29 protein-coding genes are annotated in these 24,606 nt (G+C 71.2%); 16 read left to right on the top strand and 13 right to left on the bottom strand.

Features of this window, described 5'->3' with window-relative positions; genetic code table 11:
* Positions 1 to 21: 21 nt before the first annotated feature.
* Together ALI22I_RS12420 and ALI22I_RS12415 are read left to right on the top strand one after the other, a co-directional pair.
* Positions 22 to 780: a DUF742 domain-containing protein gene (locus ALI22I_RS12420; RefSeq protein ID WP_077005614.1), complete on the top strand. Its 759-nt coding sequence runs from the start codon at positions 22 to 24 to the stop codon at positions 778 to 780.
* Positions 761 to 1,369 carry a GTP-binding protein gene (locus ALI22I_RS12415; RefSeq protein WP_077005613.1) on the top strand — a complete coding sequence of 203 codons (609 nt, stop codon included), beginning with the start codon at positions 761 to 763 and terminating at the stop codon, positions 1,367 to 1,369. The genes ALI22I_RS12420 and ALI22I_RS12415 overlap by 20 nt, the downstream gene beginning before the upstream one ends.
* A gap of 120 nt (positions 1,370 to 1,489) precedes the next feature.
* Here the strand turns inward: ALI22I_RS12415 and ALI22I_RS12410 are convergent, their stop codons facing one another.
* From ALI22I_RS12410 to ALI22I_RS12400, 3 genes are all read right to left on the bottom strand, one after another.
* Complete coding sequence (locus ALI22I_RS12410; protein ID WP_077005612.1) at positions 1,490 to 1,831, bottom strand: hypothetical protein; 342 nt, start codon at positions 1,829 to 1,831, stop codon at positions 1,490 to 1,492.
* Between the two features lie 102 nt (positions 1,832 to 1,933).
* A complete protein-coding gene (locus ALI22I_RS12405; protein WP_077005611.1) occupies positions 1,934 to 4,180 on the bottom strand; it encodes a helicase-associated domain-containing protein in 2,247 nt (748 codons plus the stop codon).
* Between the two features lie 352 nt (positions 4,181 to 4,532).
* Positions 4,533 to 5,123, bottom strand: a complete 591-nt coding sequence (locus ALI22I_RS12400; protein ID WP_179118206.1) for a 3'-5' exonuclease — start codon at positions 5,121 to 5,123, stop codon at positions 4,533 to 4,535.
* A gap of 122 nt (positions 5,124 to 5,245) precedes the next feature.
* Between ALI22I_RS12400 and ALI22I_RS12395 the strand changes: the two genes are divergently transcribed.
* The 5 genes from ALI22I_RS12395 (at position 5,246) to ALI22I_RS12375 (ending at position 8,348) form a co-directional block, all read left to right on the top strand.
* The gene (locus ALI22I_RS12395) at positions 5,246 to 5,431 is read left to right on the top strand and encodes a hypothetical protein (RefSeq protein ID WP_077005610.1); all 186 of its coding nucleotides are present in this window, start codon (positions 5,246 to 5,248) and stop codon (positions 5,429 to 5,431) included.
* Positions 5,432 to 5,527: 96 nt separating this feature from the next.
* Positions 5,528 to 6,910, top strand: a complete 1,383-nt coding sequence (locus ALI22I_RS12390) for an NAD-dependent malic enzyme (RefSeq protein WP_077005609.1) — start codon at positions 5,528 to 5,530, stop codon at positions 6,908 to 6,910.
* 75 nt (positions 6,911 to 6,985) lie between these two features.
* Complete coding sequence (moaC, locus tag ALI22I_RS12385; protein WP_077005608.1) at positions 6,986 to 7,456, top strand: cyclic pyranopterin monophosphate synthase MoaC; 471 nt, start codon at positions 6,986 to 6,988, stop codon at positions 7,454 to 7,456.
* Positions 7,453 to 7,926, top strand: a complete 474-nt coding sequence (locus tag ALI22I_RS12380) for a MogA/MoaB family molybdenum cofactor biosynthesis protein (protein ID WP_238598321.1) — start codon at positions 7,453 to 7,455, stop codon at positions 7,924 to 7,926. The genes moaC and ALI22I_RS12380 overlap by 4 nt, the downstream gene beginning before the upstream one ends.
* On the top strand, positions 7,923 to 8,348 hold the full coding sequence (locus ALI22I_RS12375; protein WP_077005606.1) for a molybdenum cofactor biosynthesis protein MoaE: 426 nt from the start codon (positions 7,923 to 7,925) through the stop codon (positions 8,346 to 8,348). The genes ALI22I_RS12380 and ALI22I_RS12375 overlap by 4 nt, the downstream gene beginning before the upstream one ends.
* Positions 8,349 to 8,430: 82 nt before the next feature.
* Here ALI22I_RS12375 and ALI22I_RS12370 read toward each other — a convergent pair whose 3' ends face one another.
* The 3 genes from ALI22I_RS12370 to moaA form a co-directional block, all read right to left on the bottom strand.
* Entirely contained in the window at positions 8,431 to 9,081 is a 651-nt protein-coding gene (locus ALI22I_RS12370; protein ID WP_077005605.1) for a transglycosylase family protein, read from the bottom strand.
* A 383-nt stretch (positions 9,082 to 9,464) separates the two neighbouring features.
* Entirely contained in the window at positions 9,465 to 9,722 is a 258-nt protein-coding gene (locus tag ALI22I_RS12365) for a MoaD/ThiS family protein (protein WP_077005604.1), read from the bottom strand.
* A gap of 1 nt (position 9,723) precedes the next feature.
* On the bottom strand, positions 9,724 to 10,782 hold the full coding sequence (moaA, locus tag ALI22I_RS12360; protein WP_077005603.1) for a GTP 3',8-cyclase MoaA: 1,059 nt from the start codon (positions 10,780 to 10,782) through the stop codon (positions 9,724 to 9,726).
* A gap of 116 nt (positions 10,783 to 10,898) precedes the next feature.
* Between moaA and ALI22I_RS12355 the strand changes: the two genes are divergently transcribed.
* The 4 genes from ALI22I_RS12355 (at position 10,899) to ALI22I_RS12340 (ending at position 13,706) form a co-directional block, all read left to right on the top strand.
* Positions 10,899 to 11,363: a MarR family winged helix-turn-helix transcriptional regulator gene (locus ALI22I_RS12355; protein WP_077005657.1), complete on the top strand. Its 465-nt coding sequence runs from the start codon at positions 10,899 to 10,901 to the stop codon at positions 11,361 to 11,363.
* An 18-nt stretch (positions 11,364 to 11,381) separates the two neighbouring features.
* Complete coding sequence (locus ALI22I_RS12350) at positions 11,382 to 12,170, top strand: HAD-IIA family hydrolase (protein WP_077005656.1); 789 nt, start codon at positions 11,382 to 11,384, stop codon at positions 12,168 to 12,170.
* A gap of 317 nt (positions 12,171 to 12,487) precedes the next feature.
* The gene (locus ALI22I_RS12345; protein WP_077005602.1) at positions 12,488 to 13,291 is read left to right on the top strand and encodes a metallophosphoesterase; all 804 of its coding nucleotides are present in this window, start codon (positions 12,488 to 12,490) and stop codon (positions 13,289 to 13,291) included.
* Positions 13,292 to 13,325: 34 nt separating this feature from the next.
* Complete coding sequence (locus tag ALI22I_RS12340) at positions 13,326 to 13,706, top strand: VOC family protein (protein WP_077005601.1); 381 nt, start codon at positions 13,326 to 13,328, stop codon at positions 13,704 to 13,706.
* 8 nt (positions 13,707 to 13,714) lie between these two features.
* On the opposite strand, the gene ALI22I_RS12335 is transcribed toward ALI22I_RS12340, so the two are convergent.
* Entirely contained in the window at positions 13,715 to 14,089 is a 375-nt protein-coding gene (locus ALI22I_RS12335; RefSeq protein ID WP_077005600.1) for a YccF domain-containing protein, read from the bottom strand.
* A gap of 41 nt (positions 14,090 to 14,130) precedes the next feature.
* Here ALI22I_RS12335 and ALI22I_RS12330 point away from each other — a divergent pair, with 41 nt between their 5' ends.
* Positions 14,131 to 15,102 (top strand): Gfo/Idh/MocA family protein, encoded by a 972-nt coding sequence (locus ALI22I_RS12330; protein ID WP_077005599.1) that lies wholly within the window; start codon positions 14,131 to 14,133, stop codon positions 15,100 to 15,102.
* 203 nt (positions 15,103 to 15,305) lie between these two features.
* On the opposite strand, the gene ALI22I_RS12325 is transcribed toward ALI22I_RS12330, so the two are convergent.
* Positions 15,306 to 15,866, bottom strand: coding sequence for a TetR family transcriptional regulator (locus ALI22I_RS12325; RefSeq protein WP_077005598.1), 561 nt, complete (start codon positions 15,864 to 15,866; stop codon positions 15,306 to 15,308).
* Between the two features lie 36 nt (positions 15,867 to 15,902).
* On the opposite strand from ALI22I_RS12325, the gene ALI22I_RS12320 reads away from it, so the two are divergent.
* Positions 15,903 to 16,547, top strand: coding sequence for an HAD family hydrolase (locus tag ALI22I_RS12320; protein WP_077005655.1), 645 nt, complete (start codon positions 15,903 to 15,905; stop codon positions 16,545 to 16,547).
* On the opposite strand, the gene ALI22I_RS12315 is transcribed toward ALI22I_RS12320, so the two are convergent.
* Positions 16,513 to 16,704, bottom strand: a complete 192-nt coding sequence (locus tag ALI22I_RS12315; protein ID WP_077005597.1) for a hypothetical protein — start codon at positions 16,702 to 16,704, stop codon at positions 16,513 to 16,515. The two genes, ALI22I_RS12320 and ALI22I_RS12315, sit on opposite strands and share 35 nt — an antisense overlap.
* A gap of 126 nt (positions 16,705 to 16,830) precedes the next feature.
* Here ALI22I_RS12315 and ALI22I_RS12310 point away from each other — a divergent pair, with 126 nt between their 5' ends.
* The gene (locus tag ALI22I_RS12310) at positions 16,831 to 17,217 is read left to right on the top strand and encodes a cold-shock protein (protein WP_077005654.1); all 387 of its coding nucleotides are present in this window, start codon (positions 16,831 to 16,833) and stop codon (positions 17,215 to 17,217) included.
* A 40-nt stretch (positions 17,218 to 17,257) separates the two neighbouring features.
* Here the strand turns inward: ALI22I_RS12310 and ALI22I_RS12305 are convergent, their stop codons facing one another.
* From ALI22I_RS12305 to ALI22I_RS12295, 3 genes are all read right to left on the bottom strand, one after another.
* Positions 17,258 to 17,731, bottom strand: a complete 474-nt coding sequence (locus ALI22I_RS12305; protein WP_077005596.1) for a DUF2771 family protein — start codon at positions 17,729 to 17,731, stop codon at positions 17,258 to 17,260.
* Positions 17,732 to 17,815: 84 nt separating this feature from the next.
* Positions 17,816 to 19,387: an MFS transporter gene (locus ALI22I_RS12300; protein WP_077005595.1), complete on the bottom strand. Its 1,572-nt coding sequence runs from the start codon at positions 19,385 to 19,387 to the stop codon at positions 17,816 to 17,818.
* A gap of 61 nt (positions 19,388 to 19,448) precedes the next feature.
* Positions 19,449 to 20,210, bottom strand: coding sequence for a glutaminyl-peptide cyclotransferase (locus tag ALI22I_RS12295; protein WP_077005653.1), 762 nt, complete (start codon positions 20,208 to 20,210; stop codon positions 19,449 to 19,451).
* A 125-nt stretch (positions 20,211 to 20,335) separates the two neighbouring features.
* Between ALI22I_RS12295 and ALI22I_RS12290 the strand changes: the two genes are divergently transcribed.
* Both ALI22I_RS12290 and ALI22I_RS12285 read left to right on the top strand, forming a co-directional pair.
* Positions 20,336 to 21,136, top strand: coding sequence for a DUF3027 domain-containing protein (locus tag ALI22I_RS12290; protein ID WP_077005594.1), 801 nt, complete (start codon positions 20,336 to 20,338; stop codon positions 21,134 to 21,136).
* Complete coding sequence (locus tag ALI22I_RS12285; protein WP_238598319.1) at positions 21,133 to 23,997, top strand: sacsin N-terminal ATP-binding-like domain-containing protein; 2,865 nt, start codon at positions 21,133 to 21,135, stop codon at positions 23,995 to 23,997. Before ALI22I_RS12290 ends, ALI22I_RS12285 begins: the two co-directional genes overlap by 4 nt.
* 290 nt (positions 23,998 to 24,287) lie before the next feature.
* Here the strand turns inward: ALI22I_RS12285 and ALI22I_RS12280 are convergent, their stop codons facing one another.
* Positions 24,288 to 24,560 carry a DUF2530 domain-containing protein gene (locus ALI22I_RS12280; protein WP_077005593.1) on the bottom strand — a complete coding sequence of 91 codons (273 nt, stop codon included), beginning with the start codon at positions 24,558 to 24,560 and terminating at the stop codon, positions 24,288 to 24,290.
* Between the last annotated feature and the right edge of the window lie 46 nt (positions 24,561 to 24,606).

Here is a 24,606-nt window from a genome sequence, read left to right as displayed (position 1 = left end):
AGATCGTGGGGGTGAAGGTAAATGGCTGAACGATCTGGCGCCGGCGGCCGACGCTTCGGTAGAAACTTCAACTACCAGGAGTGGGCGGTCGGTGGCTTCCAATTCGATGAGCCGGATGCCGACCCCGCGCAGGACGAGGAAGCCGAGGACGCACCCAACTCGTGGTCGGGCCGCCGGGCGGAGCGGTCGCCGGCACCACGAGTCGAAGGCACAGGGCAGGGGCAAGACGATATGTCTCAGCGTGAGGTTGACGACTCGTCGTACGACTACGACGACGTTCCCAACCGGTTCGACATCGACGGGTACGGCAGCGGGCTGTTCGGTGGACCCGGGGCCGATCTGTTCGGTGCCCACAACCTGCCCGAAAGCGTGCCGGAACAGGTGCCCTACACGACCGGTCCGCAGCCGGTCGTGCGGCGCGAGGAGAACCCGGCGGCGGAATCCGGTTCGCTGGTCCGCCCGTACACCCGGACCGGTGGCCGCACCCGGCCCGATTACGACCTCGCGATCGAGGCGCTGGTGTCCACCAGCGAACGCGGTCTCGAACGCGACGCGGCGGTGCTCCCGGAGCACCGTTCGATCTGCGGGTTGTGCACCGACACCAGGTCGGTGGCCGAAGTCGCCGCTCACCTCCGGCTCCCGCTGGGTGTGGTGCGGGTGTTGATCGGCGATATGGCGAGTATGGGTTTGGTTTTGATTCACCAGGGTGGCTTGGTCGTGGGGGACCGGCCGTCCATTGAATTCCTTGAGAGGGTGCTCAGTGGGCTTCGCAGGCTCTAGCCCCAACGCGGCCGCCGAAGGCGCCAAGAAGCCGACGACCTCCGCGAAGATCGTGGTGGCCGGTGGCTTCGGCGTGGGCAAGACTACGTTCGTCGGTTCCGTGTCGGAGATCGTTCCGCTGACCACCGAAGCGGTGATGACCGAGGCCAGTGCCGGGGTCGACGACCTCTCGGCCACGCCGAACAAGGTCACGACCACGGTGGCCATGGACTTCGGCCGGGTGTCGCTGGACCAGGACCTGATCCTGTACCTGTTCGGTACACCGGGTCAGCACAGGTTCTGGTTCATGTGGGACGACTTGGTACGGGGCGCCATCGGCGCGATCGTGCTGGTGGACACCCGCCGATTGGCCGACGCGTTCGCGTCGATCGACTTCTTCGACGACCGGCAGCTGCCGTACGTCGTGGGTGTCAACTGCTTCGACGGCCTGCTGCACCACCGCATCGAGGACGTCCGCGAAGCGCTCACGATCGACCAGTCGGTCCCGATAGTGACTTGCGACGCGCGCAACCGGCAGTCGACCAAGCAGACGTTGATCACGCTGGTCGAGCACGCCATGCGCCAATGGATGTCGGTCCGCGCGGGCTGATCGGCTCGCGGGTCGATCAGCGCGTGAGCTGACTTTTACGGGCCGAAGGGCGGTCTCCCGGTGGGGAGGCCGCCCTTCGGCGTGCCCGGACCCGGTGGGGTTCACCCGGCCGTTCAGCGGTCAGTCCACGATGACGACGGCGGAATTCCAGATCCGCCAGTTGTCGCCGTGGTGGTGGTCACAGTGGTGGTGGTGATCGTCGTCCCAGCCGCCACGGCGATCCCAGTCGTGGCCCCAATGGTGGTGGCAGTTCCAGTGGTGGCCCCAGTCCCAGTGGTGGCCCCAGTCCCAGTGGTGGCCCCAGTGGTTGTCGTCATCCCAGCCACCGCGCTTCTGCTGCTGCGCAACGGTCGCGTTGGTGTCATCGACTGAGGCCGGGGCGGCCTGCGCGCTGCCCATACCCAGCATCGCCGCCATCACCGCGCCGACACCGATCAGTGCTTCCTTGCGGATGATCGTCATGTGGGTCCTCCTTCGTCGTGGGAGGCGTCGGAATGACGCCACCGATCGACGCTAAGACGCCAGGTCGTCACCAACGGGTGGACGGCGATCCCCGACGGGGGATTACGCGCGGTCGTCCTCGACGAGGGCCGCGGAGGTGATGCGGTGCAGCGGGAAGCGGCGCACCTCGCCGTAGCTGACGTCCACGCCTTCCAGCACGCCACCGCCCACGACGTGCGGAGTGATGACGCGGCGGGCGGCGGTGCCGTGGCTGTCCACGAAGTCGACCAGGACACTGCGGCCGTCCCTGGCCGCCCGTTGCAGCAGGGCGAGCGTGGCCGACGGGCCCGCGCCCAGGTGACCCGGAACCGAGACCCGCGCACCGCCCGTGGTCGTCGCCGCCCGGTCGCCCGCCCGCACCAGGCGCACCAGCTCGCCCAACTGCTCGTCGGACGGCGTGGTCGGCTGGACCGGCCGGCGGCGGCCCTTCCCGGCGATCCGGCGGCCACTGGCCCGCAGGTCCAGCACATGCCCGTCCGGGCCCTCGGCGGCAGGCGCGAACCCGGCCGCGCGCAACCCGTCCAGCACCTCGGCCAGCGGCAACGGGCTCACCACCACGGTCGGCGCGATCTTGCGCAACGCCAGCCGCTCCGCCGCCGCGTGCGACAGCACCTCGGTGATCAGCACCGGGTCGTCACAGCGCAGGAACGACCCGGCGGCGCCACCCCGCAGCCGGCCGTGCTTGCGGGCCGCGTCGTCGATCAGGTACGTCAGCGACTGCGGCACCGGCGTGCGCGACCGGGCCCGGAACAGCTCGTGCAGGTCGGCGGCGCTCTTGCCGGCGTCGAACGCGCGCCGCACCGAGCCCTCGCGCACCCGGTAGACGGTGGCGCTGCCCGCCGACTCCACGTCCGCCACCAGCGCGATCTCGTCGGCCAGCTCCGGATCCAGCCGGCCGGGCGCGACGACCGTCAGGTCGGCCTGCACCAGCACGTGGTCGACCGGGGCCGGCAGCGCGTCGCCGAGCCGTTTCGCGGCGGCGGCCGGGCCCTCGGTGAGCAGCGTGCGGCCCTGGGCGGTGATCGCGTTGTGCGCCAGGACACCGACCTGCGTGCCCTCGTCCACGGTCCAGCGCACCAGCTCGTCGCGCAGCCGTCCGCCGCGCCTGGGCGCCCGCCAGGCCAGCACGGCGGCCAGCTCGTCCGGGTCGGTCACGGCGGTGCCCGGCGCCAGCGCGGCCAGGGCTTCGAGGATGCGCTTGCGGTCCCTGGGCGCGCCCGGCCGGTTCAGCTCCGGGGCGAGGGGGTTGAGCAGGCGGTCGCGGTCGTCGCGTTGCCCGATCAGGCCGGGCAGGCGGGGCAGGTCGAGCCACGCCTGGGCCAGCGTCGCCCACCGGTGTTCGGGCGCGGCCACCATCCAGGTGTCGGTCTGCGTGGTCGGCACCCACTCGGGCTCGACGCCCTCGGTGTCGGCGACCAGGCCCGCGTTCACCACCAGCTCGACCAGCAGCGCGGCCCGGCGTTCGTCCACGTCGAGGTCCTTGGCGAGCTTGCGCAGCTCCCGGACACCGACGCCACCCGACCGCAGCACCGCCGGCGGATCCTCCGACCAGCTCTTGAGCAGCGTCTCCACGTGCCGGGACAGCTCCAACGCCTCACCGCCACCGGTGTGGTCGACGTCCGACAGGTCGCGGCGGAACGTGGTGAGCGGCGGTTCGGTGGTCTGGATGGAACCGAGGGGCCGATCACCCCGGACTTTGAGGCCGATCTCGCGGGGCAGTTCGACGGTCAGCGCGTCACGGCGGACCAGCAGGCCACGGGCGAGCAGCTTCTGGATCGGCGTCTTGGCGTTGGCGAAGGAGACGACGTGCGCGGCGTCCTTGGTCTGCCCGACCGGCGGTCCGGCGGCGAGGGTCTGCAGGACGCGCAGTTCGTCCGGCTCCAGTGCGGTCAGATCGGCGTCGGCAAGGCGCGGCACCGAGCGGCCCAGGCCGCAGGGGAACGGGTTGACCGCGTCCCGACTGGCGGGCGGGGTGGAGATCGCGTCGTCGTCGCCCCACAGCAGCGCGCGCGAGCGAAGCGTGTCGAGGACCGGCCCGATGTCGGTCTTGCCGAACAGCTCCTGCACGGCCGCCTTGGTGACCGGGGTCAGGTCGGCGTCCAGCACGAGCAGCGCTTCGAGAGCCGTCAGCGTCAACGTGTCGAGGTCTTCACACGCCCGCGCCACAGACGCCCGCGACCCGATACGGGTGGCGAGCACCGTCGTGTCCGCCGGTGGGGGCGTCGCAAGATCCGGCCGAGCGCGCAGCAGAGCCACGAGCGCGGTGTCGTCCTGCGCCCGCAGCCACTCGGCGAGGGTGGTGCCGGACATCCCCACCACGGTATATGTCGACCACCGGGTCGGAGCTGACCAGCCCCTGAAACCTGCCCCTGCGAACGCCGGCTGCAAGCCCTGCCGTGAGCCCTTGCCGAGCGTTCGGGCCTGTGCATCCCCACGAACCTCCGCCGACGGCTGCGCGTCGAACCCGGTCACGGCCCCCTGATGCCTACCGCCGCTCGTTCCGGGGACCTGCCGCTTCCTGACCGGCGTTCCGCGGCGGGAGAGTTGTCCACAGGCGCGGCCTGACCACCGGAAACTGTCGGTCCCCTCTGGCAGGATCAAGATCAGGGGTTCCCCTGGGCGGGGACCCTTGCGCAGCCAGGGCGATCGGGCGCTCAGGGCCTCACGCGTAGGCGTCGGGCGGGGTGGTGGGGTCGGTCGGCCAGGCGTTGCGGGCGGTCAGGTGGAGGATCAGGGCGGCGATGTTCCAGGCGTCGTCCTCGCCGCGGTGGTGCCTGCCTTCCAACGGCAGGGCGGCGATCTCCAGGGCCTGCGCCATTCCCGGCCGTTTGCGGAGCCCGTGCGCCTGGGTGAACACCAGCTTGGCGTTCCAGTGCCGCTGGCCGAACGGGTACCGCACCCCGGTCGCCTGGCACTGGCGCGTGAACTGCTTGCGGTCGTAGTCGCCCCAGCTCGCCCACGGGCGCACGCCGGCCTCGTGCTCGACCGCCAACAATCTGCACGCCTCGGCGAAGTCCACGCCCGTGTCGACTTCCGCCTGCGTCAGGCCGGTCAGTTGCGTGCAGAACGGGCTGACCGTGGACCGCTGCGGCCGGACGAGGATGCGGTGGCGGCCGGTCCGCTCGCCCGCCGCCAGGTCTACCGTCGTCAGGCCGATCTCGACGATCTCGCTCACCTGACCGGGCGGCGGATCGCCCTCCCAGCACGTTGCCTCGATGTCCACCACGTTGATCAGCGCCGCCTGAGTGCTCACCGCCACAACGATAAGGATCACGTCGGTGACGTGGCTCTCCGTTTCCGCGCCGAGCACCCCCGATCGCCACCGGTGCAGATGAGGCACACTTGTCCCGACGCAGGAACCAACGAGGAGGAACCGTGGCCAAGGCCCGCCCCGAGCGCATCGACCCGCACTGGCCGGAGCCGCCGGCCGACGGTAAGTACGCGGTGTCCGAGCTGGCCAGCGACGTGCAGGGCGCTCTGTCCCCGTTCGGCAAGGTCACCTTCCCGCTCCCCGTCGAGGAGCTGGGCTACCACCACCCCGTGACCGAGATCAACCGCTAGTCCAGGACGCGCGCGGCCGTCGAGCCGCGCGCGTTCCGTATTCCCGCGCGGTCTAGTCTCGACTCCTGCTTGAGCTGTGCCGTTCTGGGAGGTTCGATGCCGGTCCCCGGCCCTGGTTACTCGATCACCGTCCGGCTGGAGGCCCCGCCATCGGCGTCGGCCGCCGGCGACCTGACCTCCGCGGTCGGGCGGGCCGGTGGCGTGATCACCGCGTTCGACGTCGTCGAGTCGCACACCGATCGCGTGATCATCGACCTCACCTGCAACGCGCTGTCGGCCAACCACGCCAAGGACATCACCGACACCCTGGAGCTGCTGCCCGGGATCGTGGTCCGCAAGGTGTCCGACCGGACGTTCCTGGTCCACCTCGGCGGCAAGATCGAGATCTCGTCCAAGGTGCCGCTGCGCAACCGCGACGACCTCTCCCGCGCCTACACGCCCGGCGTCGCCCGCGTCTGCATGGCCATCGCGGAGAACCCGGACGACGCGCGCCGGCTCACCATCAAGCGCAACACCGTCGCCGTGGTCACCGACGGCTCGGCGGTGCTCGGCCTGGGCAACATCGGCCCCGCCGCCGCGCTGCCGGTGATGGAGGGCAAGGCCGCGCTGTTCAAGAAGTTCGCCGGCGTCGACGCCTGGCCGGTGTGCCTGGACACCCAGGACACCGAGGAGATCATCCGCGCGGTCGAGCTGATCGCCCCGGTCTACGGCGGCATCAACCTGGAGGACATCGCCGCGCCCCGCTGCTTCGAGATCGAGGCGCGGCTGCGGGAGAAGCTGGACATCCCCGTCTTCCACGACGACCAGCACGGCACCGCGATCGTGGTGGTGGCCGCGCTGCGCAACGCGTTGCGCGTGGTCGGCAAGAAGATCTCCGACTCGAAGCTCGTGGTCTGCGGTGTCGGCGCGGCCGGTTCGGCGATCATCCGACTGCTGCTCAAGCAGGACCCGGGCGACATCGTCGCGGTCGACGTCGACGGCATCGTGCACCGCGACCGGCCCGGGTTGGACGACAACCTTAAGTCCATCGCGGCGTCCACCAACAAGGACAACGTCAGCGGCCGACTGCACGACGCGCTGGTCGGCGCGGACGTCTTCATCGGCGTGTCCGCGCCCAACCTGTTCGGCGCCGACCAGGTCGCCACGATGAACAGCGACGCCATCGTGTTCGCGCTGGCCAACCCGGACCCCGAGATCGACCCGATGGAGGCGCAGAAGCACGCCGCCGTCGTGGCCACCGGGCGCAGCGACTTCCCGAACCAGATCAACAACGTGCTGGCGTTCCCCGGCGTGTTCCGCGGCCTGCTCGACGCGCACGCCCGCACCATCACCGACTCGATGCTGATCGCCGCCGCCATGGCGATCGCCGACGTGGTCGACGGCGACCGCCTCAACGCGTCGTTCATCGTCCCCAGCGTCTTCGACTCCTCGGTCGCGCCGGCGGTCGCCGAAGCCGTCCGCAAGGCCGCCACTGTGTAAATTGCCGCTGCTCCGCAGACGGCGGCTCGAACGACCGACGCGACCTCGCGAGTGGGCCGGGCTTAGCATCGCTCTATGACTCAGTTCACCCACCTGGACTCCGGCGGCGCGGCCCGCATGGTCGACGTGTCCGACAAGGAGCCGACCACGCGGACCGCGATCGCCTCCGGTGTGCTGCGCACGACGGACGAGGTGGTGGCGTTGCTGGCCCGCGACGGGCTGCCGAAGGGCGACGCGCTGGCCACGGCCCGGATCGCCGGGATCATGGCGGCCAAGCGGACCTGGGAACTGGTGCCGCTGTGCCACCCGATCTCGCTGTCGGGCGTGAAGGTGGGCCTTGAGCTGGGCGAACGTGAAGTGCGCATCACCGCGACCGTCCGCACCACCGACCGCACGGGTGTGGAGATGGAGGCGTTGACGGCCGTGTCGGTGGCCGGGCTGACGCTGCACGACATGGTGAAGGCGATCGACCCGGCGGCGTCCCTGGACGCGGTGCGGGTCGAGCGCAAGGAGGGCGGCAAGACCGGCCTGTGGGTGCGCCCGTGAGGACCGCTCGGGTGATCACCGCGTCGAACCGGGCGTCCGCGGGCGTGTACGCCGACCGCGGCGGGCCGATCGTGGCGCAATGGCTGCGGGAGCGGTCCTACGACGTGCCGGACCCGGTGGTGGTGCCGGACGGTGAGCCGGTGGCCGAGGCGCTGCGGGCCGCTGTCGCGGACGGTGTCGCCGTGGTCATCACGACCGGGGGCACCGGCATCAGCCCGACCGACCGCACCCCGGAGGCGACGCGTTCGGTGCTCGACTTCGAGGTGCCGGGTGTGGCCGACGCCATCCGCATGTCAGGCTGGCCACGCGTGCCCACCGCCGTGCTGTCGCGCGGGGTGGCGGGTGTCGCGGGCCGCACGCTCGTGGTGAACCTGCCCGGCTCGACCGGCGGGGTGCGCGACGGGCTGGACGTGCTCGCGACCTTGCTGGAGCACGCCGTCGACCAGGTGTCCGGAGGTGACCACGCATGACCGAGGTCCTGCGCGCGACCGTCAGCGATCAACCGCTGTCGGTGGAGGAGCACGCCAAACTCGTGGAGCACGCGGCGGCGGGCGCGGTGGTGACGTTCGCCGGGGTGGTCCGCGACCACGACCACGGGCGTTCGGTGCGCGAACTGGAGTACGTCGGGCACCCGACGGCCGGCGCGGTGGTGGCCGAGGTGGTGGCGGACGTGGTGGGCCGGTTCGACGGCGTGCGCGCCGTCGCCGTGTCGCACCGGGTCGGGCCGCTGGCGATCGGTGACGTGGCGCTGGCCTGCGCGGTGTCCGCCGAGCACCGGGGCGAGGCGTTCGCGGTGTGCTCGGAACTCGTCGACGAGGTGAAGCGGCGGCTGCCGGTGTGGAAGCGGCAGGTCTTCACCGACGGCACCGACGAGTGGGTCAACATGCCCTGAAACGGATCGGGGACCCCGGACCGCCGAGGGGGGCGGTCCGAGGTCCCTGTCCCGTCGCACGCCGGCTCACGCCGGCGGCGGGTCACTTGGTGGCGATCTTCTGACCCGGCAGGATGAGGTCGGGGTTCGGGATGAACTCCTTGTTGAGCTCGTGCAGCTTGGCCCAACCGCCTTCGACCTTCAGCTCCTCCGCGATCTTGGACAGGCTGTCGCCCGCCTTGATCTCGTAGTCGCCGTTCGGGTTGGTCGACGGCAGCGCCAGGATCACCGGAGCGGGCGCCTGCTGGACCGGCGCGGCCTTCGGGGCCGGGGCGGCCTGGCGCGGCTGGGCGGGCGCCGGAGCAGTCCTCGCCGGGGCGGGCGCGCCGTTGAGGCCACGGGGGCCACAGGACGGCCAGGCGCCGATGCCCTGGGAGCGCAGCACGTTCTCGGCCACGCGGATCTGCTCCTCGCGGGAAGCCTGGTGGGGCATTCCGGAACCACCGTTGGCGCGCCATGTGGACGGCAGGAACTGCAAGCCGCCGTAGTAGCCGTTGCCGGTGTTGATGGCCCAGTTGCCACCACTCTCGCACGCGGCGACCGCGTCCCAGTTGACGCCGGAGCCCTGCGCGCCGGCGGTGCCGGCGGCCATGGCCATCGGCACGCCGACGATGACGCCTGCTACGGCGACCTTCGCGATGCGCCTGGCGGTGGCACTGGTGGTCGGACGGTGCTTGCCTCGGTAAGAAGCCATTTCCCTCTCTGCCACCCGCACCTGCCCAGGTGACTCGGGTTCGGGCCCGGTACGTCACCCAGCTTCGTCCCTGTCCGGCGGTTGTCTTTCGCTCGGGGGGTGTTACCGGGACGCCGGTGGACAGGTTCGGTGCGAGACGTCCCGGGTGGTGCTCTTGGTCGGTCGGGGCCAACCGAAGAGCGACGGTACGTAACCGAGCGCTTCCCGCCAAACGATCTCGCATGTGACGCACATCACTGTAACGCGGGCGGGTGACACTTCGACCCTCGCGTTTAGCCAGGTCAGGGCACCGTTATCGGTCTGTTTCCGTTCTGAGATCCACCGATATCAGTCACCGTCGGTGAGGTCTACCTCACGTGCTGAGCCTTACGTGTAGAGCAACTTCATCCCCCGGCGAAAGGCGGCAACACGTCCAGTTGCGCCCCGGCGGACACCAGCGTCGTGTCGTGGTTCCTGACCGCCACCCCGTCGAGCAGGAAGCTGCACGCCGGCAGCACCCGCGCCAACCGGTCCCCGTGCCGCGCCCGGACCGCCTCGATCGCGGACGCCACCGTGGCCGCGTCACCCGACAGCTCGAAGCTCTCGTCGGTCACCCCCGCCGCCGCACGCGCGCCCGCGAAGTACCGCACCGTCAGCCGCAACTCACCCTCCGATCGCGCTCATGGGCCGGTCCGGCTGGCTGAACCCGGCCGAGTTGATGCCGTGCCCGGCCGCCTTGGCCCACGAGTTGCCACGCCACCGCTCGGCGATCTCCTCGTCCGACGCCCCACCGCGCAGCAAGGCCCTCAAATCCGTCTCCGACTGGCTGAACAGGCAGTTCCGCACCTGGCCGTCCGCGGTGAGCCGGGTCCGGTCGCACGCCGCGCAGAACGGCCGCGTCACCGACGCGATCACGCCCACCACGGCCGGACCGCCGTCCACCAGCCACCGCTCGGCGGGCGCCCCGCCCCGCTCGCCCGGCTCGGGCGTCAGCGTGAACTCGGTGCGCAGGGAGGCCAGGATCTCCTCGGCGGTCACCATGTCGTCCCGGTTCCAGCCGTGCTGCGGGTCCAGCGGCATCTGCTCGATGAACCGCAGCTGGTAGCCGTGCTCCAGGCAGTGCCGCAGCAGCGCCACCGCCTCGTCCTCGTTCACCCCGCGCATCAGCACCGTGTTCACCTTGACCGGCGTCAACCCGGCCTCACGCGCCGCCGCCAGGCCCGCGAACACGTCCGACAGCCGGTTCCGCCGAGTCAGCTCGTAGAACCGCTTCGGATCCAGGGTGTCCAACGAGACGTTCACCCGGTCGAGGCCCGCGGCCACCAACCCGGCCGCCCGCTTCGCCAAAGTCAACCCGTTCGTGGTCATCGAGATGCGCGGTCGCGGCTCCAACGCCGCCGTCGCCGCGATCACGTCGTCCAGCCCGGGCCGCAACAGCGGCTCGCCCCCCGTGAACCGGATGTCCGTCACCCCCAGCCTGGTCACCGCGATGCCGATGAGCCTGGTCAGCTCGTCGTCACTGAGCAGGTCCGGCTTCGGCAGCCAGTCCAGGCCCTCCGCCGGCATGCAATAGGTACAGCGCAGGTTGCATCGATCGGTCAACGACACGCGCAGATCGGTGGCGATCCGGCCGAACCGGTCCACCAGCAGCGGTGAGTCCGGACGTTCGGAGACGTCGGGGTTGCCGCGCACGACGGGTAGGCCCAACTCGACAGCTGTCACCCCTACCAGGGTAATCGGCTCACACTTGTGGGTGCTCACGCAAAACACGGACGGCGGCCACCGCCCAAGTGGACGAGGATGCCAACCCCGATCCCTCGAACGCTAAATTGCTGGACATGACCAGTGAGCACGAGGTGCCCACCGACGTGCTGGAGCGGTTCAGCCTCTACGCCCGGGAGACCAGCGCGCTCACCGTCCTGTTCCACAGCCGGGTGGCCGAGCAGATGGGCCTGTCGCCGACCGACGAGAAGTGCCTGGACCTGGCGGTGCGCGCGGACGGCCCGATCACCGCCGGTCGGATCGCCGAACTGTCCGGCCTGTCCACGGGCGCGGTGACCGGCGTGATCGACCGGCTGGAGCGGGCCGGCTACGTGCGGCGGGTGCGCGACCCGCACGACCGGCGGAAGGTGTTGGTCGAGGTCACCATCGAGGACGAGGGCAAGTTCGCGCACCTGTTCGTCGGCGCCGAGGAGACGCTGCGCGAGGTGCTGTCGCGCTTCACCCCCGAGGAGCGTGACGTGCTGGAACGCTACAACCAGACCCTCATCGAAACGTTCCGCCGGCGCGTGATCGAGGCCTGAGCCGGCAGCATGTCGGCCATGGCCGCTCAGTGGAACTACCTGATGGACATGGACGGCGTGCTCGTGCACGAGGAGCACCCCATCCCGGGGGCGAGCGAGTTCGTCGCCGAGCTGACCGCGAACGCCATCCCGTTCATGGTGCTCACGAACAACTCCATCTACACCCAGCGCGACCTGCGCGCCCGCCTCGTCCGCACAGGCCTGGACGTGCCGGAGGCCGCCATCTGGACCTCCGCGCTCGCCACCGCGAAGTTCCTGGACTCCCAGCGCCCCGGCGGCTCGGCATTCGTCATCGGCGAGGCCGGCCTGACCACGGCCCTGCACGAGATCGGCTACGTACTGACCGACCGCGACCCGGACTACGTGGTCCTCGGCGAAACCCGCACCTACAGCTTCACCGCCATCACCAAGGCGATCCGCCTGGTGGAAGAGGGCGCGAAGTTCATCGCGACCAACCCCGACGCCACCGGCCCCTCCCGCGAGGGCTCCCTCCCCGCCACCGGCTCGATCGCCGCCCTGATCGAACGCGCCACCGGCCGCGCCCCTTATTACGTGGGCAAACCGAACCCGTTGATGATGAGGTCGGCGCTGCGCGCCCTGGGCGCCCACTCGGAGACCACCCTGATGATCGGCGACCGAATGGACACCGACGTGCGCTCCGGCCTGGAAGCCGGCCTGCGCACGATCCTCGTCCTCACCGGCATCTCCGCAGACTCCACCGCCGAGCTGTACCCGTACCGCCCGACGCGCGTCGTCAAGTCCATCGCGGACCTCGTAGGCAACTCCGCCAACCCGTTCCCTGTTTAATTGCCGTGTTTAATTGCCGCTCCTTCGGAGACGGCGGCTCGGTCGCCTGGGCAGTCGACCTCGCGGCGGGGGTGGCCACCAACCCCACCAACCCCCGACGGGCCCGTGGGTGGGCCGACGAGGCTCGATTTGACATGGGGCCCTTCGGTGCCCGTAAGGGCCCCATGTCAAATCGAGCCGGACGAGACCACCGGCCCTGAACCCAACCAGCCACTCACCCCACCGGGGGAGTCCCTCGTCCAGGCGGCCCAAGGCGCCGAACACCGCTCTGATCGACTTTTGCGCACCACGCCCCTACGTCGCTTATCGTCGCAACTGTGGAACGACCGCTCTTCGTGGTTGGCGACGTGCACGGGCACCTCGCCGAACTGACCCGCGCCCTGCACACCTCGGGCCTGGTCGACGCCGACGGCAACTGGTGCGGCGGTGACGCGGAGCTGTGGTTCCTCGGCGACTTCGTAGACCGCGGCCCGGACGGCATCGGCGTGATCGAGTTCGTGATGCGCCTGGCCGAGCAGAGCCTGGCCGACCAGGGTGGCGGCCGGGTGGACGCCCTCATCGGCAACCACGAGGTCCTGCTGCTGGGCATGCACCGATTCGGCGACCGGAACGTTCCGGGTGCGCCCACCCCGCGCAGCTTCGCCCGCAGCTGGCTGCTCAACGGCGGTCGGCGCAGCGACCAGGACCGCCTCACCGACGCCCACATCGAGTGGCTGACCACCCGCCCGGTGCTCACCGAGGTCGACGGCCACCTGCTGATGCACTCCGACACCCTGGCCTACCTGGAGTGGGGCGCCACGATCGACGAGGTCAACGAGGCCGTCCGGACCGTGCTCAAGGGCGACGACCTGGACCACTGGTGGGAGTGCTGGCGGAAGATGACCACCCGCTACGCCTTCCGCGGTCCCGACGGCGCGGACGTGGCGGCCGAACTGCTCGACGTGCTCGGCGGCCGCGAGGTGGTGCACGGCCACAGCGTCATCGCCGACCAACTCGGCGTGCCGCCGGAGGAGATCGACGGCCCGCTCCGGTACGCCGACGGCAAGGTGCTGGCCATCGACGCGGGCCTCTACAGCGGCGGCCCGTGCCTGGTAGTTCGACTGGCGGACGACCTGGAGTAGGCGCAGCATGGCTTGACCCACAAGGAGGGAAGCCATGCTCACTGCCACCAGAACCACGACGATCCTGCCCGTGTCCGACCCGGAGCGGGCCCGCCGTTTCTACACCGACCAGCTCGGCCTCACCCCGCTCGGCAGCACCGAGGACGGCACCCTCATGTTCGAACTCGGCAAGGGCGACGCGCTCGGCCTGATGCCCGCCGAGGAAGGCTCGCAGACCGAGCACACCGTGCTCAGCTTCGAGGTCGAAGACGTGTCCGCCGAGATCCGCGACCTCGAACAGCGCGGCGTCCGGTTCGACGACTACGACCTGCCCGACCTGAAGACGGTCAACCACATCGCCGTCATGGGCTCGGAGAAGGCCGCCTGGTTCCACGACAGCGAGGGCAACATCCTCTGCCTGCACCAGGCCGACTGACCCGCACCTCAGGGCAGCTCGACGATCTCCTTGCCCAACGGCATCAACGACACCGGCACCAACTTGAAGTTGGCCACGCCCAGCGGAATGCCGATGATCGTCACGCACAGCAGGACACCGGTGACGACGTGCCCGATGGCCAGCCAGATGCCCGCGACCACGATCCACACGATGTTGCCGAGCAAGGAAGGCGCGCCCGCGCCGGGCCGGTCCACGACCGTCCGCCCGAACGGCCACAGCGCGTAGTTCGCGATCCGGAACGACGCCAGCCCCCACGGGATGGTGATGATCAGCACGCAGCACACCACACCGGCGATCACGTACCCGACGGCCAGCCAGAAGCCGCTCAATACCAGCCAGATCAGGTTCAAGATGATCCTCACAGGCCCATCTTGCCCGATCACCCCCATTATGCTGCCGTCCCGTGCCGAACAAACTCCGCTGGGGTGTCGTGGCGACCGGCGGCATCGCCGACGTCGTCACCGGTGACCTCCGCCTGCTGCCCGACGTAGAGGTGCTCGCGGTGTCCTCGCGCGCACTGCCCAAGGCCGAGTCGTTCGCGGCCAAGCACGAGATCCCGCGTGCCTACGGCGACTACACCGACCTCCTCGCGGACCCGGACGTGGACGTCGTCTACGTCGCGACGCCGCACGCCCAGCACCACGCGGTGACCCGTGCGGCGCTGGAGGCGGGCAAGCACGTGCTGTGCGAGAAGCCCGCGACGCTCACGTTGCCGGACCTCCACGACGTGGTCGACCTGGCGCGCGAGAGCGGCCTGTTCTTCATGGAGGCCATCTGGACCCGCTTCAACCCGCTCATCGTGCGGCTGGGCGAGCTGGTCGCGGCCGGTGAGATCGGCGACGTCCGGTCCATCCACGCCGACTTCGGCTTCACCCTCGAACACGACCCGGCGCACCGGCTGTGGGCCAAGACCCTCGGCGGCGGTTCCCTGTTCGACCTGGGCATCTACCCGGTGTCGTTCGCCCACCTGCTGCTCGGCGAGCCGGCGACCGTCGCCGCGCACGGCTCCATGGTCGACGGCGTGGACGCCGAGATCGGCATGCTGCTCGGCTACCCGGACGGCGCGCACGCGCTGCTCGGGTCGTCGCTGGTCAGCCCGCTGAAGTCCGGGGCGGTCGTGTACGGCACGAAGGGCCTGGTCGAGCTGCCGGAAGCCGTCTTCAACCCGAGCCGGATCATCGTGAACGGGGTGGAGCACCGGCACGAGCAGGAGGGCGCCGGGTACGTGCCGCAGCTGCGCGAGGTGGTGAACCGGGTGCTGGCGGGCGATGTGGAGAGCCCGTCGATGCCGCACGCCGAGTCGCTGGCGATCCTGCGCACCCTCACCAGGGCCGCCGAACAAGTCGGCCTCACCTACGCCGACGTGGCGGTCTAGCGGGATGAGACGGCTCGGGAAGTGAAAGTTCGCGATCGCCGCGGTGGTCGTCGTGCTGCTCGGTGTGACGGGTGGGTGGTGTTCTCGCCGTCCTCGGCGGACATCACCCCGCCGTACGCGCCGAAGCTCTACTTCAACAAACGACGGCGAAATCGTAGAGGTCGCGGGCCGCTACCACCCGTGACCAGACCCGTCTGAAGCCGTCACCCCGCGACACCGTCAGGCCCCCGTAACAGCGCCTCCGTCACACCCACCACCGCCTCGACCCGCCGGCTGCTCGGCGTCAGCAGGTGGCTCAACGCCACCCGCACGATCGTCTCCGCGATCAGGTGCACCCTGGCGTCGGGCACCGCGGGCCAGTGCCGGCGGATGTGCTGGACGAACACCGAGGTGGCCAGCGTCAGCACCGGCCGTCCCCTGGTGGTCAGCAGCGGCAGCAGGTCCTCGGCGTTCGTCCCGCCGAGGATGGACTTGACCAGCACGTCCACCTCAGCCAGGTCGAACGCGAACCCGATGCCCAACCGCAACCCCTCCAGCGGGTCGGGCGTGTCGAGCAGTCGCGCGCGGATGCCGTCCACGAACTCGGCCGTCTTGTGCAGCGCCACGGCCTGCACGAGCCGTTCCTTGTTGCCGAACTCGTTGTAGACGGTCTGCCTGCTCACGCCCACCTTGGCGGCGACCTCGGCCATCCGCAGGCCGCGGGAGCCGTGCGCCGCCAGCAACTCCGCGGCCGCGTCGAGCAGGGCCCGGGTGAGTTCCGTCACGGCGCAAAGCTTGGCACAGCCCCTAAAGTGCGATTCGTGCCGCTGACCGTGGGATTCGACCTCGACATGACCCTGATCGACCCCCGGCCCGGCATGGCGGCGGTGATGGACGCGGTGGCGGCGGAGAGCGGCTACCCGCTCGACGGGGCGCACTTCGCGGCGAACCTGGGCCCGCCGCTGGACATGATCTACCGCGATTTCGGCGTGGCCGAGGCCGACATCCCGGACCTGATCACCCGGTTCCGCGCGCTGTACCCGGAGGTCGTCATCCCGGCCACCGTCGCCCTGCCGGGCGCGGCGCAAGCGCTTGCGGTGGTGCGTGAGCTGGGCGGGACGACGATCGTGGTCACCGGCAAGTACCGGGCCAACGCGGCGCTGCACCTGGCCGCGTTCGACTGGGAGGTCGACCACCTGTTCGGCGAGCTGTGGTCCACCGGCAAGGCGGAGGCGTTGAAGGCGCACGACGCGGCGGTGTACGTGGGCGACCACGTGGGTGACGTGCGGGGCGCGAAGGCCGCCGGGGCGGTGTCCGTCGCTGTGGTCAGCGGGCCGTGCAGCGCGGAAGAGCTGGCCGAAGAGGGCGCGGACGTGGTGCTGCCGGACCTGATCGCGTTCCCGGACTGGCTGCGGGCGAACGCGGACCGGCTCACCGCCGGGGCCGGGACCCCTTCACCACGCTGAACACGCCGAGCGCCAGACCTGCGGGCGCGAGCAGCCAACCCATGGCGAACACCCAGGCGGGGAGGCCGCGTTCGCCCGCGACGAACAGCGCGACAATGGCCACCACGCCGAGCGCGAACAACGCCACCGCCGGCGGCATCAGCTTCGAGGTCGACATGCGGCTGATCGTAGTCGCGCGATCGGAGGTGCCCCGGTGGCGGTGTTCTGGATACTCTGGAAGGACGCGCCTTGGGCACGCCCAAGGCGCGTTCGTCGTGTGATTGCTTAAGGATTGGTGAGCGCGGTGCCGACCGGCAAGGTCAAGTGGTACGACTCGGAGAAGGGCTTCGGCTTCGTCACACAGGACGGTGGCGAAGACGTATACGTGCGGAAATCCGCGCTGCCTCCGGGTGTCGAGGGCCTCAAAGCCGGTCAGCGGATCGAGTTCGGCATGGCCGAGGGCAGGCGCGGTCCACAGGCGCTCTCGGTGCGCCTGATCGACCCGGCGCCCTCGGTCGCGGAGGCCCGCCGCCGGCCGGCGGAGGAGCTGCACGGCCTGATCGAGGACATGATCAAGCTGCTGGAGATGAAGGTGCAGCCCGAGCTGCGCCGAGGCCGCTACCCGGAGCGGAAGAACACCAAGCTGATCGCCGACGTGGTCCGCGCGGTGGCGCGGGAGCTCGACCCGTAAACCAGCCGCAGATCAGCCGCGATCGTCGTCAGCTGCGATTTCAGCCGCGATCGTCCACGGACAACACCCAGGTGCCACGGGCGACGAAGTCGAACGCGCCCGTGGTGCTGGTCTCGATGCGCGCGCCGTACTGCTGGACCTCGACGCTCTCCAACTGGTCGTCGGGGTTCGGCAGCACGAGCGTGTACGCGTACTTGGGGTCGCGTGAGGTGAACAGCTTGCTGCGCAACGGCTCCTGCGGCTCGCCGCGCCCGTTGCGGTAGGTGAACTTCACCGACCACGCGGTCTCGGCCAGCTCGCCCGGCACGGAGATCTGCACCGGCCTGCCCGGACGCACCCGCAGCACGCCGACGGCGGCGGCGTCCACCTCGCAGTTCTCCGACTGGAGGTCGCAGTACTGGGACGGCTTGACGTTGATCGCCTTCCCGTCGGCGTAGAACGTCACCTCGGGGTCCACGGGGGCCGCACAACCGACCAGGACCAGCAGCAACAGGGGGAGCAGGACTCGGCGCACGGCAGCCGAGCCTACGTGGTGCCTTCCCGGGGGAGTTCACCGCCGACGGAATTCACTACCGGGGAATTCCCTGCCAGGGATTCACTACCGGGGGAAGACGGGAGCGGCCCGCAACGGCCGGTCGCCGCCCAGCCCCGGGATCAGCGTCGCCCCGCGCCGGGTCTGGATCGTCTGCGCCAACCCCACCGCGAGCAGCACCGACAGCACGGTGAACCCGACCCAGTACTCGGTCGGCAGCAGCACGCCCAGCGTCCCGCCGAACACCCAGCCGAGCTGGAGGATCGTCTCCGACCGCCCGAACGCGGACGCCCGCGACTCGTCCGGCACGTCGTCCTGGATGACTGCGTCCAGCGACACCTTGGCCAGCGAACTCGCGGTCGCGCCGACCAGGCCGACCACCGCCGCCGTCACCAGCCCCGACAGCACGGCCGCCAGCACCGTCGACGCCAGCGTCGCGATCAGGCAGCCGATGACCACCTGGTCGGGCGCGCCGAAGTGCAGCCGCGCGCCCACCGCGTTGCCGAGGAAGCTGCCGATGCCGGCCGCCGCCGCGATCACGCCCAGCAGCAGCAACTGCATGAACGCGTCACCCTCGGTCTGGGCGCGCACCACGAACGCGGCGAACAGCATCAGGAACCCGGTCAGCATCCGGATCGAACCGTTGCCCCACAGCGCCACCACGACCGTGCGCCCCAACGGCTGCCGCTTCGGCTTCGGCGTCGCCCGCAGCGACGCGGGCACCTCGCCCTCGGTGACCTCCACCCACGACGGGATGCGCAGGCAGTAGTACGCGTTGGCCAGGCACAGCACGGCCGTGCACCACAGCGCGCCGGGCGAGCCGAACAGGTTCGCGAACCCGGCCGCGACCGCGCCGAACACACCGCCCGCGACCAGGCCGAACACCGTCATCCGGGCGTTGGTCTTGGACAGCGTGATGTCCCGCGGCAGCACGCGCGGTGTGATCGCGGCCTTGAGCACCATGAACGACTTGGACAGCACCATGCTGCCCAGGGCCGCCGGGTACAGGCCCCAGTTGTCGAAGTTCAGCGCCATCACGATGGACAGGAAGATCCGCAGCACGCAGGACGCGGCCAACGCCACCCGCCTGCCGTGCTGGATGCGGTCCAGCGCCGGGCCGATGACCGGCGCGACCAGCGCGAACGGCGCCACCGTGATCAGCAGGTAGAGCGCGACCTTGCCGCGGCTCTCGCCCGCGGCGGCGGAGAAGAACAGGGTGTTGGCCAGCGCGACCGCCATCGCCGCGTCGGCCGCGTAGTTCAGCATCACCGCGTAGGTCAGCGACGACAGGCCGGACTGCTTGGCGCCGTCGGCGTGCGCGGCCTTGCGGAACGTGGCCAGCGCCTGGCTGCTGAGCTGCTTGGCCCGGAACCACATGACCCGGGTGACGGTGAGCTTCTTCGGCAGCGTCGGCACGGTCGGCTTGTCCTCGCCCGGCCGTGGCGTGAAGCGCGCGGACTCGCGGTCGTCACGCGACTGGTTCCAGGGGGTCCGGGGCGGTGGCGGTGGTGGCGGCTCACCGTGCGGCGGAGGGGGCGGCGGTGGTCCCGGTGTCGGGTACGGCCGGGTGCGCGGCTTGTACTCGTCGTCCTCCCACGGGTACCGCCGCGACTGGTCTTCCGGCCGAGGGGGTGTCACGCCCCAATCCTGCCTCACCAGGTGCGGGCTGTCCCACAGATTGCCGCTGCCACCCGGAGGCTCACCCCCCGGTGAACCTGACCCGGAACATCGTCGGCCAGTTCTTGCCGGTGACCAGGAACTCGTCGGTGCCCGGCACGGCGGCGATGCCGTTGAGCACGTCGCTCTTCGGCACGTCGGCCGGCCGGACCCCGCTCAGGTCGACGGTGTCGGTGACCTTGCCGTTGGTGGGGTCGATGCGCACCACCTTGTCGGTCTGCCAGACGTTCGCCCACACCTGGCCGCCGACGCACTCCAGCTCGTTCAGGCGGGTGACCGGCTGCCCGCCGCGGCGCACGGCCACCGTGCCGGTCTCGGCGAACGACTCCGGGTCGCGGAACGTCAGCCGGTCCGACCCGTCGCTCATCACCAGCCGGTCGCCGTCATGGCACAGCCCCCAGCCTTCACCCTCATAGGTGACGCGCCTCACTTCTTCGAGCGTGGTCCGGTCCCGCTCCATGGCCACGCCGTTCCGCCAGGTGATCTGCCAGATCCGGTCGCCGACCACCGTGATGCCCTCGCCGAACAGCGAGTCCGGCAGGTCGACGCGTCGCTCCACCTCGCCCGTCCGCGGGTTCACCCGGCGCAGTGACGACTGCCCCTCCAGGCCCGTGCCCTCGTACAGCACGCCGTCCACCAGCTCCAACCCCTGGGTGAACGCCTCGGGATCGTGGGGCACCGTGCCGAGCACTTCGACCCGCGTCGGGCCGGCCGGCGACGCCGCCGCCGCCGGTGGGTCGGGCGGGGTCGCGCAAGCCGCCGACAGGACGAAGAGCACTGCCATCAGGAGCCATCGCACGTCCGAAAGGGTGGCACGTGTGCGCGGCGCCGCGAAGCCGTGCGGCACAATCCATCCGAAAGGGTGGCACGTGTGCGCGGCGCCGCGAAGCCGTGCGGCACAATTCACCTGTGACCGCCACGCCGACCCAGCAGCCCAATCCAGCGCTCGCCGATCCCGCGGCAGTCCGGCTCGCCCGGGCCGCCGCACAAGAGGAGGCGGGCGCGGACCGCGTCGGCGACCACGTGGGCACGGTGGCCGAGGACCAGGTGTCGGCCACCCACCTGTTCGAGGCCGAGCACGCGGGCTACCGCGGCTGGAACTGGGCCGTCACCGTCGCCTTCGCGGGCGAGGGCACGCCGCTGTCGGTGAGCGAGGTCGTGCTCCTGCCCGGCGAGGACGCGCTGGTCGCGCCCGACTGGGTGCCGTGGCACGAGCGGGTCCGCGCCGGGGACCTCGGTGTCGGCGACCTGCTGCCCACCCCCGAGGACGACCCGCGCCTGGCGCCCGGGTACGTGGCCTCGGACGACCCGGCGGTCGAAGAGGTCGCCCTGGAGGTCGGCCTGGGCCGGGTGCGGGTGCTGTCCCGCGAGGGCGTGCTCGACGCCGCCCAGCGCTGGCACGGCGGTGACTTCGGGCCGCGCAGCGAGATGGCCCGCAGCGCGCCCGCCACCTGCGGAACGTGCGGGTTCTACCAGCGCATCGCCGGTTCGCTCGGCGCCGCCTTCGGGGTGTGCGCGAACGAGTACACGCCGGCGGACGGCCGCGTGGTGCACGTGGAGTACGGGTGCGGCGCGCACTCCGAGGTCGAGGTCGAGGGCGGGCCGCTGGTGCCGGTCGCCGAGGTCGTCTACGACGACGCGGTGCTGGACGTGGAGGCGAACCCGTCGGGTGACGCGTCGGCCCTGTCGGCTGACGAGAGCGGGAAGTGAGCGCGGACCCGGTGGACCCTTCCAGCGCGTCGGACGCGTCGGACCCGTTCGGCACCGAGGCGCTGCGCGAGTCGGTGCTGGCGGCGTGGCGCGGATCGCCCACGCGGTTCCGCGAGGACGCCAACGCCGAAGAGGACCTCAGGCTCGGCGGCTACCGCGACCGGCTGCTGGTGGAGCTGGCGCAGAACGCGTCCGACGCGGCCGGCGACACGCCCGGCGTGCTGCGACTGTCCCTCGTGGACGGCGAGCTGCGGGCGGCGAACACCGGCACGCCGTTGGACGCGGCCGGTGTGGCGGCGCTGGCCTCGCTGCGGGCGTCGTCGAAGGCCGCGGACACGGTCGGGCAGTTCGGTGTCGGTTTCGCGGCCGTGCTGGCGGTGAGCGACGAGCCGCGGGTGGTGTCCCGGTCCGGCTCGGTGGCGTTCTCCGCCGCCCGCACGCGGGAGGCGGTGCCGTCGCTGGCGTCCGTCCGCGGCGGTGACGTGCCGGTGCTGCGGCTGGTGTGGCCGTCGGACGAGACGGACCTGCCGGACGGGTTCGACACCGAGGTGCGGCTGCCGTTGAAGGTGGACGAGGCCGGGTTGCTGGCCGAGTTCGCCCTCCAGGTGCCGGACCTACTGCTGGCGCTGCCCGGGTTGCGGCGCGTCGAGGTCGGGTCGGACGCGTGGGAGCGGTCCGAGGCCGACGGTGTCGTGGTGCTGACCGGGCCGTCCGGCGCGCAGCGGTGGCTGGTGCGCCGGGTCGGCGGCGAACTGCCGTCGTCGCTGGTCACGGGCGTGGAGTCGCGCCCGCAGTGGTCGGTGTGCTGGGCGTGGCCGATGGACGAGCCGCTGTCCGGTGACGTCCTGCACGCGCCGACGCCGACCGACGAGAAGCTGTCCCTGCCCGCGCGGTTGATCGCGACCCTGCCGGTGGAGCCGTCCCGGCGGCGGGTGCTGGCGGGCGCGGCGGCGTCGTTCGTGCTGGAGCAGGCCGCGCTGGCGTACCCGGCGCTGGTCGCGTCGCTGCCCGCGATCGAGCGGACCTCGCTGGTGCCGCTGCCCGGGTTCCCCTTGTCCGAAGTGGACGACCGGCTGCGGACCGGGGTTCTCCAGGCGCTGCGGACGGCCCCGTGGCTGCCGCTGGCCGACGGCGAGTGGGCCGCGCCGTCCGCCGCGAAGGTGTTGGACCTCGCGTCGTTCGAGCTGGTCGAGCTGCTGGAGGACGTGATCCCCGGCCTGCTCGACTACGAGCTGACGCTGCCGCCGCACGCGAAGGCGCTGGCGGCACTGGAAGTGCCCCGGCTGGGCGTGTCCGAAGTAGTCGCGGCGCTGGCCGGTGTCGGCGGCGACCCGTCGTGGTGGCACCAGGTGTACGACGCCCTGTCGCCCGTCGCGGACGTCGACTCGACCGCGCGCGAGGAGATGGGCAGCCTGCCCGTGCCGCTGGTGGACGGGCGGCTGGTGAGCAGCCCGCGCGGGGTGCTCGTGGGCACCGACTCGGAGCTGTTCTCGGTGTCCGGTCTGCGGATCGCGCACCCGGAGGCGGCGCACCCGCTGCTGCTGCGCCTCGGCGCGACCGAAGCCGGTCCGGCCGAACTGCTGGACTCCGACGCGGTGCGCGAGGCCGTGCACCGCAGCCTGGACGACCCCGCGCTGGACGGGCCGGAGCTGGTGCGGACCGTGCTGCGGCTGGTGTCGCGGGCCGGTGGTCGGCCCTGGCTGGCGGAGCTGGCGTTGCCGTCGGCGGACGGCGAGTGGCGGCGCGCGGACGAACTCGTGCTGCCGGACTCGGCGCTGCTGTCGGTGCTGGAGTCGGACGCGCCGTTCGGGGTGCTGGACGCGTCGGTGGCCGAGGAGTGGCCGCGTTCGGTGCTGACCGACGTCGGCGTGATCGACGGGTTCACCGTGGTCGAGGACGACTCGCCGACCGAGCCCGACCACGACCTGGCCGACGAGGGCTACTGGTGGGACGCGTTCGACGTGCCGCCGACGCGGGTGCTCGGCATCCGTGACCTGGACCTGGTGGCGCGGGACAAGTGGCCGCAGGCGCTGGCGATGATGGCAGCCGACCCCGTGGTGTGGCGCGCGGTGGCCGAGCCGGACGGCTACACGGGCTGGTGGCTGGCCCGGTACGCGACCATCGACGGCGTGCCGCTCGGGTCGTGGCGGCTGCCCGACGCCGACGGGCTGGAAGGCCTGTACGACGTGGTGCCGCCGATCGACCTGCCGCCGCACGTGCTGGCCGCTGCCGGTGTGCGCACGTCGTTGAGCGTGGTGGACGAGGACGACGTCACCGACCTGCTGGCCCGCTTGGGTGACCCGGCGCGCAAGCTGTCCGACGCCCTGGTGCTGCGCGTGCACGCGTTGCTGGCCGAGGTGGCGGACTCGGTGAGCGTCGAACCACCGGACCGCGTCCGGGTGCTGACCGGTGCCGCCGAGTCGGCGGACGACGTCCTGGTGCTGGACCTGCCCTGGCTGCTCGGCGTGCTGCCGCCCGCCCAGGTGCTGGCCGCGTCGGGCAACGCGTCCGACCTGGCCGAACTCCTCGCCCTGCCGCTCGCCTCCGAGGAGGTGTCCGGCACGGTGGTCGGCGAGGGCGACGAGGTGGTGTGGTCGGAGCTGGGCGCGGTGCGGCTGGCGTGCGACCTGCTCGGCGTGGACCTGCCGGACGGTTCGCTGATCGTGCACGACGACCTGGTCGTAGCGGCCGAGGACGCCGAGCACTCGGTGTCGTGGTGGGTGGAGGGGTCGGTCATGCACGCCGCCGACACCCCCGAAGGGCTGGCGCGCGCTCTGGCCTGGACAACGGGACGCTGGGCCGACCGGCACACGTTCGCCGCCTTGATCGCCGACCCGACTCCTTCGGTACTATTGGGCTGACCTGCTGGATCACGCCGAACCCGCGCCGCCAAGATCACCCGAACGCGCGAACCGGCCAAATCCGGGGATGAATGGAAACCCCGGATTTGTTGCCGGAAAAATGAAGGCGCGGCGCCCCGGCCCTCACCCTCAGCCGAGGGTCGGCCCGTGTTGGGCGGTCACACAGCCCGCGTTGGGCGGCGGTGGACGGTAGTGGGCGGTCACGCAATCCAGCCTGCGCTGGGGTGCCAGCCTGCGCTGGGGTGCCAGCCTGCTGCGGTGGGTGGTCGGTTCAGCTCGCGCGGTGGGGGTCAGTCCAGCCCGCGTTGGGCGGTGCGGCTGCCTCGGCGTGCGGCGGAGCGTTGCCACTTGAAGACGCCGTAGCCGATGATCCCCAGCAGGCTGCCGGACAGGCACGTCCACACCAGGATCGTGTCGAGACCGAACAGCAGTACGACGACGAACGCCACGAACCACAGGCCCGTGCCCACCACGATCGCGGGCACGGGGTCGGCCAGCTTCGGCGGTAGGGGCGGCGGGGCTGGGGGCGGGGCGGGGAGGGTCGTTCCGTCCTGTTCGGCCACGTCGGGCAGGCTACCTGCCCGAAACACGGGTGGGGCACGCTCTGCC

Origin of the sequence: Saccharothrix sp. ALI-22-I (genome assembly GCF_001984175.1) — a bacterium.
GTDB lineage: Bacteria > Actinomycetota > Actinomycetes > Mycobacteriales > Pseudonocardiaceae > Actinosynnema.
Note: the sequence above shows the minus strand (reverse complement) of the source record. Positions and strands in the feature narration are given on the sequence as shown.